Annotated in this window: 15 protein-coding genes and 1 pseudogene; 11 read left to right on the top strand and 5 right to left on the bottom strand. The window is 70.6% G+C overall.

Annotated elements, in window-relative coordinates; translation table 11 throughout:
• Positions 1 to 166: 166 nt before the first annotated feature.
• Both ADK36_RS51375 and ADK36_RS00820 read left to right on the top strand, forming a co-directional pair.
• Positions 167 to 451, top strand: a pseudogene (locus tag ADK36_RS51375) (AI-2E family transporter); the annotation flags it as partial.
• 371 nt (positions 452 to 822) lie between these two features.
• Positions 823 to 2,451 carry a phospholipase D family protein gene (locus ADK36_RS00820; protein WP_048579734.1) on the top strand — a complete coding sequence of 543 codons (1,629 nt, stop codon included), beginning with the start codon at positions 823 to 825 and terminating at the stop codon, positions 2,449 to 2,451.
• Between the two features lie 71 nt (positions 2,452 to 2,522).
• Here ADK36_RS00820 and ADK36_RS00815 read toward each other — a convergent pair whose 3' ends face one another.
• The 3 genes from ADK36_RS00815 to ADK36_RS00805 form a co-directional block, all read right to left on the bottom strand.
• Entirely contained in the window at positions 2,523 to 2,915 is a 393-nt protein-coding gene (locus tag ADK36_RS00815; RefSeq protein ID WP_048579735.1) for a VOC family protein, read from the bottom strand.
• The gene (locus ADK36_RS00810) at positions 2,912 to 3,214 is read right to left on the bottom strand and encodes an ArsR/SmtB family transcription factor (protein ID WP_048579736.1); all 303 of its coding nucleotides are present in this window, start codon (positions 3,212 to 3,214) and stop codon (positions 2,912 to 2,914) included. Before ADK36_RS00810 ends, ADK36_RS00815 begins: the two co-directional genes overlap by 4 nt.
• An 83-nt stretch (positions 3,215 to 3,297) precedes the next feature.
• Complete coding sequence (locus tag ADK36_RS00805; protein WP_048579737.1) at positions 3,298 to 3,732, bottom strand: hypothetical protein; 435 nt, start codon at positions 3,730 to 3,732, stop codon at positions 3,298 to 3,300.
• Between the two features lie 198 nt (positions 3,733 to 3,930).
• Here ADK36_RS00805 and ADK36_RS00800 point away from each other — a divergent pair, with 198 nt between their 5' ends.
• From ADK36_RS00800 to ADK36_RS48635, 7 genes are all read left to right on the top strand, one after another.
• Positions 3,931 to 4,635 (top strand): FAD binding domain-containing protein, encoded by a 705-nt coding sequence (locus ADK36_RS00800; protein ID WP_078916056.1) that lies wholly within the window; start codon positions 3,931 to 3,933, stop codon positions 4,633 to 4,635.
• A 210-nt stretch (positions 4,636 to 4,845) separates the two neighbouring features.
• A complete protein-coding gene (locus tag ADK36_RS00795; RefSeq protein ID WP_048579738.1) occupies positions 4,846 to 5,337 on the top strand; it encodes an MSMEG_6728 family protein in 492 nt (163 codons plus the stop codon).
• A 75-nt stretch (positions 5,338 to 5,412) separates the two neighbouring features.
• Positions 5,413 to 6,288, top strand: coding sequence for an oxygenase MpaB family protein (locus tag ADK36_RS00790; RefSeq protein WP_048579739.1), 876 nt, complete (start codon positions 5,413 to 5,415; stop codon positions 6,286 to 6,288).
• 169 nt (positions 6,289 to 6,457) lie between these two features.
• The gene (locus ADK36_RS00785) at positions 6,458 to 7,570 is read left to right on the top strand and encodes an ABC transporter substrate-binding protein (protein WP_048579740.1); all 1,113 of its coding nucleotides are present in this window, start codon (positions 6,458 to 6,460) and stop codon (positions 7,568 to 7,570) included.
• A 290-nt stretch (positions 7,571 to 7,860) separates the two neighbouring features.
• Positions 7,861 to 8,319 carry an SRPBCC family protein gene (locus tag ADK36_RS00780; RefSeq protein ID WP_048579741.1) on the top strand — a complete coding sequence of 153 codons (459 nt, stop codon included), beginning with the start codon at positions 7,861 to 7,863 and terminating at the stop codon, positions 8,317 to 8,319.
• A gap of 85 nt (positions 8,320 to 8,404) precedes the next feature.
• A complete protein-coding gene (locus tag ADK36_RS00775; protein ID WP_053195912.1) occupies positions 8,405 to 9,544 on the top strand; it encodes a hypothetical protein in 1,140 nt (379 codons plus the stop codon).
• A 97-nt stretch (positions 9,545 to 9,641) separates the two neighbouring features.
• A complete protein-coding gene (locus ADK36_RS48635; RefSeq protein WP_159029089.1) occupies positions 9,642 to 9,791 on the top strand; it encodes a hypothetical protein in 150 nt (49 codons plus the stop codon).
• A 40-nt stretch (positions 9,792 to 9,831) separates the two neighbouring features.
• Here ADK36_RS48635 and ADK36_RS00770 read toward each other — a convergent pair whose 3' ends face one another.
• Positions 9,832 to 11,250: a DEAD/DEAH box helicase gene (locus tag ADK36_RS00770; RefSeq protein WP_048579743.1), complete on the bottom strand. Its 1,419-nt coding sequence runs from the start codon at positions 11,248 to 11,250 to the stop codon at positions 9,832 to 9,834.
• A gap of 264 nt (positions 11,251 to 11,514) precedes the next feature.
• On the opposite strand from ADK36_RS00770, the gene ADK36_RS00765 reads away from it, so the two are divergent.
• Positions 11,515 to 12,279, top strand: coding sequence for a class I SAM-dependent methyltransferase (locus tag ADK36_RS00765; RefSeq protein WP_048579744.1), 765 nt, complete (start codon positions 11,515 to 11,517; stop codon positions 12,277 to 12,279).
• A gap of 29 nt (positions 12,280 to 12,308) precedes the next feature.
• Positions 12,309 to 13,109, top strand: a complete 801-nt coding sequence (locus ADK36_RS00755) for a LysR family transcriptional regulator substrate-binding protein (protein ID WP_078950803.1) — start codon at positions 12,309 to 12,311, stop codon at positions 13,107 to 13,109.
• Between the two features lie 476 nt (positions 13,110 to 13,585).
• On the opposite strand, the gene ADK36_RS00750 is transcribed toward ADK36_RS00755, so the two are convergent.
• Positions 13,586 to 14,056 (bottom strand): RICIN domain-containing protein, encoded by a 471-nt coding sequence (locus tag ADK36_RS00750; RefSeq protein WP_048579747.1) that lies wholly within the window; start codon positions 14,054 to 14,056, stop codon positions 13,586 to 13,588.
• Positions 14,057 to 14,068 lie beyond the last annotated feature (12 nt).

The following is a 14,068-nucleotide window of genomic DNA, read 5'->3' as shown; positions in this document are numbered from 1 at the left end:
TCGGACGGCGCGTCGGCGGAGCGGGGTGAGACCCGGCGTCTGTCCTGCCCGGTGAGTACCGGCCTTCGGGGGAATGGGGGGGGCGGCCGGGCGGGCCGCGGGCCGGAGGGTGGTAGGGGCATGAGATGTCCGCGCCCCTGATCCGCCCGTCTCGCCGTTCGGACGCGTGAACGGCGGCGAGTCTCGTGGGCCGGACGCGCTGCGGACCGCGGCTGCGTACGCATGGCGGATCATCGCCGTCGGCGTCGTCGTCCGGGTTGCCTTTTCCGTGCTCGGACAGTTTCACCGGATCGCCGTCGCCGTCTTCCTCGGTCTGGTCGTCACGGCCGTACTCCGTCCCCTGGCCGGCCTCCTGGCGCGATTCATGCCTCGCCCGCTCGCGGTCGCCGCCGCGCTCATCGGTGGCATCGTCCTGGTCCTCGGTGGGCTGGCCCTTGTGGGTGAGGTCGTGGTGATGAGCTGGGCCGTCCGCCTGCACCCGGTGGTGGTCGCGCCGGCGGTCGTCGGCGGAGCGGTCGCGGCGGGAGTGATCGGTGCCGTGGTGGCCGTACCTCTCGTGGCCGTGGGGTGGTCGGTGTACCAGGCGCTGCGGCATCCGACGGCCGCTCTGCGTAGTCCGGCTCGGTCTCGCGCCCACGATCAGTACGGCTGCGTCCGCCACCGGCTCCCGCCACGAGGCCCTTCCGGCCCGCCGGCCTGCTGGTGCCCCATGGATCCTGCCTCCAGGATGAGGAGCCGCGAACGGGGTACCCGCTTGTGTTGTCTGGATGCCCGGTTCTCATGGGCCCGGTTCCGGGGGACTTGGTTCTGGAGGACCTGGTTTTGGAACTCACCGACTGGCTGCTGACCCCGGGCGAACGCGGCAACAGCGCGACACGTCTGGACAGCCGCCGCTCGGATCGAGCGGCCTGGTCGCACGGAAACCTGGTGCGGCCCCTCATCCATGGCGCGACGTACTTCCCGGAACTCCTCAGTGCGATCCGAGCGCAGCGCCCGGGTGACCAACTGCTGTTCACCGACTGGCGGGGCGACCCCGACGAGCGCCTTGACGGCCCCGGCACCGAGATCGGCACCGTCCTCGGCGAGGCCGCCGCACGCCAAGTGATCGTCAAGGGGCTGCTCTGGCGTTCCCATCTGGACCGCTTCCAGTTCAGTGAGGCCGAGAACCGCCACCTCGGCGAGGCCGTCGAAGCGGGAGGCGGCGAATGCCTGCTCGACATGCGGGTCCGCCCTGGCGGCTCCCACCACCAGAAACTCGTCGTGCTCCGGCATCCGGACCGCCCCGAGCTCGACGTCGCGTTCGTCGGCGGGATCGACCTGTGCCACAACCGCCATGACGACGCGACGCACCGCGGCGATCAGCAGTCACTGCCCATCGCCGCCGCGTACGGACCGCATCCACCGTGGCACGACATCCAGCTCGCGATACACGGGCCGGCCGTCGGCGACATCGAGGCCTGCTTCCGCGAGCGCTGGAAGGACCCCGCGCCGCTCACCCGCAGCCCATTCGTCCGCCTGCGGGAACTCGCTCACGGCGAGGACACCCGCGCCGACACGCTGCCACCGGAGGCACCCGACCCCGAGCCGTGCGGCACCCACACCCTCCAGGTCCTGCGCACCTACCCCAACCGACTGCTGCGCGGCTACGACTTCGCCCCTGACGGTGAGCGCAGCATCGCGCGCGGCTACCGCAAGGCGCTGCGACGGGCCCGGGCGCTGATCTACCTGGAGGACCAGTACCTGTGGTCTCCGCACGTGGTCGAAGCCTTCGCCGAGGCCCTGACCGCCAACCCCGGCCTGCGTCTGATCGCGGTCATCCCCTCCGTCCCCGAACAAGACGGCCGGCTCACCCTCCCGATGAACCTGGTCGGCCGGATCACTGCCCTGGACAGCCTGCGCCGCGCCGCTGGTGGGCGCGTCGCGGTGTACGGGCTGGAGAACCACGTCGGGACACCGGTGTACGTCCACGCCAAGGTGTGCGTGATCGACGACGTGTGGGCCTCGGTCGGATCGGACAACATCAACCTCCGCTCCTGGACCCACGACTCCGAACTCACCTGCGCCGTCCTGGACGAGACCACAGACCCACGCGAACCGCGCGACCCCGGAGGCCTCGGGGACGGCGCACGCGGCTTCGCCAGGAATCTGCGCCTGGAACTCGCGCACGAGCACCTGGACCTGGGCCTGGACCTGGAAGCACCCCGGACCTCGCGCACCCCGGACTCGCTCTGCGACCCCCTGACCGCCTTCGACGCCTTCGCGGCGAGCGCCGCCGCACTGGACGACTGGCACGACAACGGCCACCGCGGCCCCAGGCCACCAGGGCGCCTGCGCACCTATCACCCACCGAGCCTTTCGCGTACGACCAAGACCCTCTGCACGCCTCTGCATCGCCTGCTCGTGGACCCGGACGGCCGTCCCTTCGGGCTGCGGCGCCGCAACGAGTACTGAGTACTAACGAGTACTGATCTGCCGGTGAGTGATAGGCGCGGTCTGGACACGAGCGCCAGGTCGGCGACCGCCTACTCCGGCTGTGTCGCGATCTGGATCAGGTTGCCGCAGGTGTCGTCGAAGACGGCGGTGGTCACGGGGCCCATCTCCAGGGGTTCCTGGATGAAGCGGACGCCGAGGCCCTGCAGGCGCTCGTACTCCGCGTTCACGTCGTCGACGGCGAACTGGGCGAGCGGGATGCCGTCAAGGACGAGCGTGTCGCGGTAGGTTCTGGCGGCCGGGTGGCCGACGGGTTCGAGGAGGAGTTCGGTGCCGCCGGGATCCTCGGGCGAGACGACGGTCAGCCACCGGTCCGTTTCGCCCACCGGAACGTCGTGCTTCTTCACGAAGCCGAGGATCTCGGTGTAGAAGTGCAGGGCCTTGGCCTGGTCGTCGACGAAGACGCTGGTCAGACGGATCCTCATGGGGTGCTCTCCTCGGGGCCGGGTGGGTCGGGCAGGGGCCATCGCTCGCTGATCTGCCGCAGCGGGGCCGTGTTCAGGTCGTGGAACTTGTAGCGGCCCTCCCGCCTGACCTCTACGAGCCCGGCGGCCTCCAGCACGGCGAGGTGCTGGGAGACCGCCTGGCGCGAGATGCCGAGCTGATGCTTCATGCTCAGCCGCGAGCAGATCTCGAAGAGCGTCTGACCCGATCTCTCCGTGAGCTCGTCGAGGATGGTGCGGCGGGTGGGATCGGCCAAGGCTTTGAAAAGGTCGTCGGCCACGCCCCCAGCATAGGCAAGTGTTCACTTGCCTATCAAGTCGTTGGGCGATGCCTGGACCAGGGCCGAGCCGCTGCCGCGGCAGCTCAGAAGTCCGTGGGCAGCCCGCTCGCCTCGGCGATGCCCCGTAGCTCTTCTGTCTCCCTGTGCCGTTCCCTGATGTAGTCGGCGATCTCGCCGAGGCGTGCGGGGTCGGAGGCGGTCGTGGCATCGGTGACGATCCTGACCGGGCCGGTCTCGTCGACGTCGAGCTCGACCACTTCGTTGTCCAGGCGGCCGGTGACGGCGGTGGCGATGATGAGGGCGGCCTCGTCACGGACCTCCTGGGGCAGTTCGTCGACGGCCCCTGGGTCGAGTGCGAGGTCGGAGCTGGAGAGGCGCTCCTCGTCGATCGCCTTCAGGACTGGTTCCACCGCGCGCAGCAGGAGGCGGTAATCCTCCGTGTCCATCCGGATGCGCAGGAGGTCCAGGTACACGTCCACGGCCCGGCCGTCGCCATGCGGAATCTCGGAATCGCTCATTCGCATCGTGTTCCCCACAGCGCGCGGCTCAGACGGAACAACTCAGATCCATCAGGTTCCGGGCGGCGCAAGCCGCGTGTGCTTGCGTGAGCCCTGTACGCGCCCCCCGGCGGAGAGATTGTCTTACCGCGGGGCGGGTGGCCGAAACGCACCACCTGTCGCCTCTCTCCGAGTCTTGAGGAAGGCAGGGTGGTGTCCGTGCTGTTGCGTCTGCCCACGTCTGTGTCCGAAGCACAGGAGTGCCTGGCCGAGGGGGCTGTGCCGATCGGTGGGGCGACGCTCCTTTGGGCCACTTGGCAGCGGGACGGTTTCCCCGCAACGGCGATGTCGCTGCGCGAGGTGCCCGAGGCCAATGTCCTGGAGCGCACGACCGTGGGCGGCGCCGTGGTGCTGCATCGAATAGACGACCGGGTTCCGGACGCGCTGCGTCTGGCCGCAGCCCAGGTGGGCACCGGGGCGGTACGGCGGAGCGCGACGGTCGGCGGCAACCTCGTCGGCAGCACGCTGCGCTGCTTGCTGCCCGCGGCCATCGTCCTGGACGCCAGGGCGACGGTTCTGGAGGGCGACGGTGTCCACGAGACGGACCTGTCCGAGGTGGTGGCCAAGCGTCCCGTCCTGCTCAGCCTCCGCTGGCGTGAGCCGGTCGCCAGCACGTTCTTCAAACTGGCCGGAGAGGCGGGCGGCTCGCCGCCCCTCGTGGTCGCCGCGGCGGTACACGCCGGCGATGACGGAAACCACAGCCTTCGAGTCGCCGTCCGTGACGGCTACGACGTGCTGAGCGGCACCGCCATGTGTGCCGCCGACGCGGCGCAGACCCTGCACGCGCTACGGGGCACGGAGCTCATCGACCTCTCGTCCGCCGCCTGGGACGTCGTTCGCTCGAAGGTCGCCGCCCTGTTGTGACAGCGAGGTGACTGCTCCGGCGCGTGCACGGGCCGCGGCGGCGTCGATCAGGACCTACAGCGCTGGTTGGACCTGTGAGGAGAGGGCACTCGGGCGTGACCGACGGGCACGAGTACAGGCACGAGTACACGCACGAGTACAGGCACAGGCAGCGGGCCCCGACGCGCCGGGGCCGTCGGCCGCACTGCGCAAGAAGCGAGCCGGTGACTGATGCAGACCTTCCTGCCCCGCCCCGACTTCCGTGAGACGGCCCTGCTCCTGGACCGGCGTCGGCTGGGCAAGCAGCGCGTCGAAGCGTTGCAGGTCCTGCGCGGCCTGACCGTGCCCGGCTACGGGTGGCGCCGCCATCCGGCCGTACGGATGTGGACCGGATACGAGGAGGCACTCGTCCGCTACGGCCTGGAGATCTGTCGGGTCTGGCGGGAACAGGGACACCAGGACAGCTGCGCCGCCTCCCTGGTCGCAGGACTGGCCGAACACCGGCCCACCGATGGCGTGCGGGACCAGGCGGAACTGGCCGCCGTCGGCGAGCTGCCGCCCTGGCTCGGGGACGAGGCCTTCCACGAAAGCCACCGCTCGGCACTGCTCCGCAAGGACCGCGACGTGTACGCCGGCCTGTTCCCGGGCGTACCCGACGACCTGCCCTACGTATGGCCGACATCGGACCGTGGCCCACGCCGCCACGCCCCCACCGCCCGGTGAACGACGCCACCGTGCCCGCATCCGAGCCGGTATCGCGGACACTGGCCGCAGGAGACAGCAGAGGGGAGGCCGACCGTGCTGACCGCAGTCCGTGAACAGCTGGGCCAGGCCCTGTTCCGGCGTGTCGCCGGCCCCGACGGCCCGGCGACACGCGCCCGCATCCATCACAGCCCCGGCCCACGCTGGTTCGGACCGGACCGCCCGATCCGCACGGTGCACGGTGACACCTCGATGTTCATCGGCGGGCTGAGCGCACTGCTCCTGCAGTCCCTTCATCCGCTCGCCATGGCGGCGGTGGCCGGGCACTCGGGCTACCGCGGCGACCCCTGGGGCCGGCTGCAGAGAACCAGCACCTTCCTGGCCGTGACGACCTACGGCACCGCCGCCGACGCTCAGCGAGCGGTCGACCACGTCCGCGCCATCCACGAGCACATCCGCGGCACGACGACCGAGGGCGTGCCCTACCACGCGGCCGACCCCCACCTGCTCGGCTGGGTGCACGCCGCCGAGACGGACAGCTTCCTGCGCGCCCACCAACGCTATGGAGCCCACCCACTGGACGGCCCCGCCTACGACGCCTACGTCGCCGACACCGCGCGTGTCGCCGAAGCGCTGGGCGTGCTCGACCCCCCACGCGACCGCGAGGAACTCGCCGAACGCCTGACCGCCTACCGGCCGGAACTGCGGGCCACCCCCGAGGCCAGGGCCGCCGCCCGCTTCCTCCTCTTCCAACCTCCCCTGCCCCTCGCCGTGCGGCCCTTCTACGGCGGGCTGGCCGCCAACGCCGTCGTCCTGCTCCCGCCCTGGGCCCGCGGCATGCTGTGGCTGCCCCGCGTGCCGGTCGTCGAGGACCTCGCCGTACGCCCCACCGGCCAGGCCCTCACCCGGACCATCCGCTGGGCGATGAGCCCCCAGCGCCCGCCCCGCCTCGGAGGGGCATCGGCCGAATAACGGGTTGCCTGTCAGCGATGGTCGTGGATGCAATGTCCGGCATGATCACCCAGACGCGCTCGCCACGGCGAAATGACCGGCGAAACGAGATGAACGCGGACCACCGCGCCTTGCCACTCCGCGATCCGGGCACACCGAGTCCGAGTCCGCACGCGGGAGACGCCAGCGCATGAAGACGCCATCAGCGCCACCTGGAGCGGAGCGGGCTGACGGGTCGTCCGTCCAGATCGGCGCTCTCGCTCCGCTGACCCGGCCTGGCTGGGTCGAGGCGGGCCGGCACCTGCTCGCCGGACTCGAACTCGCCGTCGGCGACGTCAATGACGCCGGCGGGATCGGCGGAAGACCACTCGAGCTGCTCGTCCGAGACACCGCGGCTGATCCGCAGAGGGCCGCGGCGGCCGTTGACGAACTGGCTCGCCTGGGCGTCGCCGCCCTGGCCGGGGAGTATCACAGTGTCGTCGCCAGCACCGCTGCCACCAGGGCAGACGCCCTCGGCCTGCCGTTTCTCTGCTCGTCAGCGGTTCTCGACGCCCTCACCGAGCAGCCGACGAGATGGGTCGCGCGCCTCTCCCCGCCGCAGTCCCGCGGTTGGCAGCTCTACGCGGACTTCCTCCTCGGCGCGGGCCACAGCCGAATCGCCGTGGCAGCGCAGCCGAGCGCCTACTGGGCAGCTGGGGCCCGCATCCTGCGGGACTACCTCGCTCCACGCGGCGGCACCCTCATCGAACTCGACATGCGGGCACTCGCCCCCACGGACGTGTGCGACGAACTCGTCGACAACGGTGCGACAGCCCTCCTTCTCCTGGTCGGCCACCCGGAGCCGGCAGTGCCGATCGTCAAGGCCGTCCGCCGCGACCAGCGCCTCACCGAGATCATGATCGGTGCTCCGGCCGGGCAACCGGAGTTCACCGAATGGGCGACGCTGCTGGGCGACGACGGCACCGCGATCCCGTTCCTGCGCTACCTGCCCGAGCGCCTCAGCCCACTCGGCGCCCGAGTCGAGACGGCCCTCCGCGAGCGGCTGCCGGAAGCGCCCTCCTTCGTCGCCTTCGAGGGCTACGACACGGTCACCGTCCTGGCCGAGATGCTGCGTTCACACGGCGCGGACCGGGCGCGCACAGCCGAATCCTGGCCGCACGTCGCAGTCGAAGGCACCCGAGGGAAGATCCAGTTCTCCCGCACGCCGGACATCAGCGTCTGGCAGTGGGCGGGGCCGCCGATCCAGGTCGTTGACCGAGATCCGGTCGAACCCGGGCGCTTCCGGATCCTGCACGCGGGCTGAGAAGACATGGACGGGAGTCGGCCTGCCGGGGCGGGTCAGCCGGGTCGGTCGGCCCCGGGCCACCGCGATGGCCCCAGCGAGCCGCTCTCCCGCTTCGTGGCACATGTACGGGACGCCGCCATCGGTGCCGAAGGAAGGCGCCGCGGCGCGCCCGTTCTCCGGAGCCGCACTGCGCGAGTCGTAGCAGACGCCGAGATGGCTGCGCTTGCCTGAGACCGCACTTCCCCGGTCGGCGACTTGATAGGTGGGCTGCTGCTGGGTACTCGCGGCGGTGTGAAAGGAGGACCGATATGAGCACGGTCAAGGAAGCGGTGGAAGTCGAGGTTCCGGTCGGCACCGCGTACAACCAGTGGACACAGTTCGAGGAGTTTCCGAACTTCATGGAGGGCGTGGAGGAGGTCACGCAGCTCGACGACCGCCACAATCACTGGACCACCAGCATCGGCGGGGTTCGGCGTGAGTTCGATACCGAGATAGTCGACCAGCTCGCCGACGAGCGGATCACCTGGCGCACCACCAGTGGTGACACCCGGCAGAGGGGCACGGTCCGCTTCCAGCGCGTGGACGACACCCACACCCGGGTGGAACTCGTGATGGACGTCGAACCGAGCGGAGCCGCGGAGAAGGCCGCGGACATGCTGGGGACCATCGACCGGCGTGTGAAGGGTGACATGCGGCGTTTCAAGGACTACGTGGAGCACCGTGGGAGCGAGTCCGGAGGCTGGCGTGGCCGCATCACACCCGGCTGAACCCGGCCCTTGAGCGAGCCGATCCGACCAGCCGCGCAGCGTGACCTCGGGCGGGTAGTGCACCCCCTCATGTGAGGATGTCGCAATGGTGCGGCTGACGAAACGGTGTAAGCGGACGGTCGGACTCGTGGCCGTGGCGGGTGCGGCGCTTGCGCTGACCGGCTGCCGGGCAGGCGGCGGTGTCGATGACGGCCGTTCCGCAGACCGCGAGGCGAGATACAAGCGGGTCATCGAATACCCGCACCCGAGCCCGGCCGACGTCATCGAGGCGGCCGGCGCACCCACCGGAGTGGTCCGCGCCGGCGACGGTTCGCTGCTGCTGACGTACGACGCCGGCAACGTCGAGGACGACGAGGGGCCGGCTGCCTCGGCCTGGCGCATCGTCGGCCCCGACGGCCGGACGGTCGCCGAGCACGCGGAACACGGGGACGCGGAGGCGCCGTTGGCCGCCTTCAAGGGGGTGAGCGGGGGCTTTGTGCGGGTGCCCCCGGGCGATGGGACCGAGGGAGCGTACGCGCTGGATGTGCGCGGCAAGCGGCACTCGGTCGTCATCGCCGACTCCCCGTTGCGTACCCGCCCTGGCGACGTACTGCTCGCCGAGCCGGAGCCGACCCTCATCTACCGCCCCGCCACGCACACCGTCGCACCTCCGGCCGACGTGCCGGACGATGCCATCCGCCTCGCCGTAGACGAGCGGGGCACCGTCTGGAGCCTGGACCAGCCCCTGACCGAAGAACCCAACCGAGTCGTTTGGCAGCGCGACGGTCGCACCCTTGGCTCCAGGGCCGTCCCGAAGCAGTACACAGGGGGCGACCTCGTCGCGCGGGGCGGCACCGCGGCGCTGTCCCTCACCCGGGGCGAGGGCGTGCGCGGCCTGCTGGTGACGACGGACGGCGGCGGGCACTGGCAGACGGTTCTCGGCGGCGGCATTGCCTTCGGGGACCTGAAGCGTGGCCCCGAGGCACTGGTCCTTCAACTGCTCAGCGACGGACGGTTGCTCGTCGGTGAGGAAGGCGGCCGCTACTGGCTCGCCGACGACCGCACCAACAACGCCTTCCATGAGTTGAGGACGCCTGCGAAATTCACGTCGTTCAGCGTCGACGGCACGACGCTCTACGGCATCGCGGACGCGACGACGGCGACGTATGACCTGGTGGCGGGTGAAGGGCTGTGGGTCTCGCGCGACGGCGGCCGCGAGTGGCGGCGCTACGTGCAGCGCGGATAGCGGGAAAGGGACGCGTGTGCGCAGCCGTGGGCTTCTGGTGCGCCCGGTCAGCGCCGTACGGCCGTCAGCACGTCGGTTCCCAGTGACGTCAGGCCGGGTGTCCTGCCCGGGACACGGGGGACCGGAACACGCCACCACGGAGACCGCAGCCGGTTCCTGTCTCGACCCACCCAAGGCGGTCCGCAAGGGCGAGAGCCCCGGCGCACCCTTCAAGTACATCAAGGACGGGTCGTACATCACCGACTGAAGCCCGCCACGGGGCCGGCGCACGAGCGGCTGGACCGGCGTCAGCGGCCCCTGCGTACCCGGGCCGCCGCGCGGGCTTCCGCCGCCTTGCGCGCCTCGGCGGCTTTGCGGGACTCCTTCGCGGGGCGGCCCGTACGGGATCCGAGGCCGCGGAAGGGGAGGTTGCCGCTGTTGGTCTTCGTCCCGTTCGGCGGGCGTTTCGCGCCGGTGATGGTGGTCAGTATCGCCTCGCCGGAGCGCACTTGTGTGACCGTCGGCCGGATCCCGGCGTCGGACATCATCCGGTTCACATCGCGTCGTTGGTTGGGGGTGACCAGGGTGACCACGGTCCCGGATTCCCCGGCGCGTGCCGTGCGCCCGCCACGGTGGAGGTAGTCCTTCGCGTCAGCCGGCGGGTCGACGTTGACGACGAGGTCGAGCGTGTCGATGTGAATGCCCCGCGCGGCGACGTTGGTGGCCACCAGTACGGTGATCTCACCGTCCTTGAACTGGCCGAGCGTGTGCGTGCGTTGCGGTTGCGACTTCCCGCTGTGCAGGGCGCCGGCCCGGACTCCGCTTGCCCTCAGATGACGCGTGAACTGGTCCACGCCGGCCTTGGTGTCCAGGAACATCAGTACCCGACCGTCCCGCGCGGCGATCTCGGTCGCGGTCGCGTACTTGTCGGCGGCGTGGATGTTCAGCACATGGTGTTCCATCGTGGTGACCGACCCCGCCGCCGGGTCGGTCGACGCGAGAACCGGGTCATCAAGGTAGTCCCGCACCAACTGGTCGACGTTGCCGTCGAGCGTGGCCGAGAACAGCAGCCGCTGCCCGTCGGAGCGCACCTGGTCCAGGATTTCCGTGACCTGCGGCAGGAAACCCAGGTCGCACATCTGGTCCGCCTCGTCCAGCACCGTGATCCGCACCTGATCCAGGTGGCAGTCCCGGCGCGACACCAGGTCGGCCAGCCGCCCCGGTGTCGCGATGACCACGTCCGCTCCCGTTCGCAGCAGCGCCTGCTGCCGGTTGATCGACAGCCCGCCGACCACCGTCGCCAGTCGCACGTTCAGTTTGTGCGCGTACGGGGCCAGCGCGTCGCTCACCTGCTGTGCGAGTTCCCGGGTCGGCACCAGGACCAGCGCGAGCGGCCGCTTCGCCTCCGCTCGCAGGCCCGCGGTCCGGACGAGGAGCGGCAGCCCGAAGGCCAGCGTCTTGCCGGAACCGGTCCGCGCGCGGCCGAGGACGTCGCGGCCGGCCAGCGCGTTGGGCAGGGTGGCCGCCTGGATCGGGAAGGGCTCCGTCACCCCGAAGCCGACCATCGTCTCCATCAGCTCCGACGGCAGCCCGAGTGCGTCGAAGGACGCGGCCGGAGGCAGGCCCGGGGACACCGTCCGCGGCGTCGAAGGTTCGCCCTGCGATCCTGGCGCCCGCTGCGGTGCACCGGCACGGGAGTGTCCAGAAGCCGACGGCTTCGCGTTCATGGGGGAGCCTTCCTGATCTGGCGCCCCGGAACGGTCCGGGGCCCGTACCTCGCTGGTACGGGCCCCGGCGATGTCGAAGCGTGCCCCTATTTTATCAGCGAGCGCCTGGAGGCCCCCGCCGGTCCGGTCGCCCCGCGTACCCCATGGGCGTGGCCGGATGCGACGCCAGGCTTCCGCGACCGGGGTGGCCGACCAGCGATACCTGCGATGTCCGGAACTCCAATTCCGTTGCCGGAACACCTGCTCCTTCGATCGAATGCCTCCATGACTCATGACGGCCCGGCGGACCATCTGGAGCAGAACCGACGCTTCTGGGATGACGAGGCGGCTGCGTGGCACGCACCGCTCGCCCGTGATCACTGGTCGCGGACGGAGCCGTCCTGGGGACTGTGGGCCACCCCTGAGCCGCAGGTCACCGTACTTCCCGACGGCATCGCCGGTATGCGCACCATCGAGCTCGGCTGCGGTACGGCCTACGTTTCCGCCTGGCTGGCCAGAGCGGGGGCCCAACCGGTCGGGATCGACCTCTCGGAGCAGCAACTCGCCACTGCTCGCGCGATGCAGGAGGAGTTCGGCCTCGATTTCCCCCTCGTCCTGGGCAATGCTGAGAAGGTGCCCTACGAGGACGACTCGTTCGACCTGGCGATCAGCGAATACGGCGCCTCGTTGTGGTGCGACCCCTACCGGTGGATTCCGGAGGCAGCCCGGCTTCTCGTTCCCGGCGGCCGGCTGGTGTTCATGCGCTACTCACCGCTGTTCGCGCTGTGCGCATCGCCCGAGGGGGCTGCATCCACCCGCCTGTTCCGGGAGCAGTTCGGACTGACCCGGCTGGAGTGGGGGAATCACGTGCAGTTCATCCTGCCGCATGGCGAGATGCTCCGGCTGCTGCGGTCCTGCGGATTCGTCGTCGAGGACCTGATTGAGGTTCAGGCACCCCGGCCTGCCCACCGCGACTATGCGGAGGTGTCCGCCGACTGGGCCCATCAATGGCCCAGCGAGGAGATCTGGAAGGCTCGGCTGGCGGGCTGACAGGCTGGCAGCTCCGCGGGCACCGTTTGGTGCCTTCGTCGACGGACCCGGGCGGTCGGCGGAACGATCAAACCGCTGACTGCAGGGACGCGGCCGCCGCAGCGGGAATTCCCAGGTCGCCCTCGACGTACTGGGCGCGGCCGAAGCCGAAGGACCAGTCGGCCGTCGCCGCCGCGAAGGCCGAGTTCGCCGCGCGCTCCGGCCTGCTCACCGGGACGCTTTCGCTCGGCGCGGCCGACGGGGTGGAGAGCAGCAGCCTCCCGGCGCTGCTCGGCACGTTCTACCGGCTGTACCCCGGCGTCACCGTGCACCTCGTCGAGGGGACGAGCGCCGGCCTGGTACCCCAGGTGCGGCAGGGCTCCCTGGACGCGGTGTTCGTCGCCGTCCCGCCGGAGGGACTCGACCCGGGGTTCGGACACCGGGTCCTCGTCCGCGACGAGATCGTCGCACTGGTCGCCTCCGACCAGCCGCAGGCGCAACAGGCGGCGCTGTCCCTGAGCGAGGTCCGCGCCACTCCGCTGATCACCTACGGCCCGGACAGCGGCCTGTACCCCCGACTGCGCACGGCCTTCGAGGAGGCGGACGTCCCGTTCCGGCCGGCCTACGCCACCAACCACGTCGCGCTGCAGCTGGAACTCGTCGCCGCCGGCGTCGGCATCGCCCTCGCGGCGGGCGCGGCCCGGGGCATCACGGGGGATCCGCGGGTCGCCGTAGTCCCCGTGACGCCCCGCATCCCCTACGCCAAAGCACTGGTCTGGCGCTCCGGCCCACACTCGTCAGCTCCACTGCGAGCCCTCCTGGACCTGCCCCACTCGGCCGAGCCCTCGTAGCCGCGGTGAGACGCTCCAGCAGGAGATGACGGTCTTGCCGAACCGCAGGCATCCGCGAGCCGGGCCGGCGTGGGTGCGGACGACTGGTGCGCCGCCCTGCTGCGGGCCGGCGTGCCAGCCGGCCCGGTCAACGCCCTCGACGAGGCGTTCGCTTACGCGGAACGGCTGGGGCTGCCCGGCATCGTGGCTCCTCCGAGCCCATCCACCGGGGCCGTCTCCCACAGGTCGCCCACCCCGTCAGGCTCAGTGCCTCACCCGCGCGCTACCACCTGCCACCGCCGGAACTGGGCGAACATACGGAGCAGTTCTTCCCGCCTGCCGACTGACGGCCGACCGGATGGACACCTCCGGGAGTGATCCCTGATGTGACGCCGGAACCGGATCGCCCCGTTGACGGCAGTCGATCCGGTCCAGGTACGACCGGCTGACCGACCATCACGATCCGGCCCGCCGCACTCACGAGGTCAGCCGGTTCGTCACACCTGGTCGATCACCCAGCGGGACGCCGTCCCGATGGTGGGCTGGAAGACGACCTGGGCCCCGACCGTTCCGTTCGCGTCCAGGTACTTGCCGCTCTGGTTGTGCTTGATGGACTTCGGACTGCCGGAGGTGGTCGTCCACTTCTGATACGCGCCACCGTTGCACGGGAACGTGTAGACGTCCGCGCCGTTTCCGTCGAGGCAGTGGCCCGATGCCGGGTTCCTGAAGACGCCACCGGCGATCTGCCACACCTGCTTCGCGCTGCGGTCACAGTTGCCGAGGACAAGGTTTCCCTTGCCTCCCGAGATGTTCACCTGGAGGCAGGAGTTGCTGCTGTTGCCGTTGATCACCTGGTAGTTCACCGGCGCCGCCTGCGCCGAGGTCGCGCCGCCGACCAGGAGCGTCGAGCCGAATGCGATCGCCGCGCCCGCTCCGGCGAGTCGAATGAGGTTTCCCTTGAGTTCCATGATCGATCCCCT

It is taken from the genome of Streptomyces viridochromogenes (assembly GCF_001270495.1).
In the GTDB taxonomy this organism is placed as follows: Bacteria; Actinomycetota; Actinomycetes; order Streptomycetales; family Streptomycetaceae; genus Streptomyces; species Streptomyces viridochromogenes_A.
The sequence above is the reverse complement of the archived record's forward strand: the minus strand, read 5'-3'. Positions and strand labels throughout refer to the sequence as shown.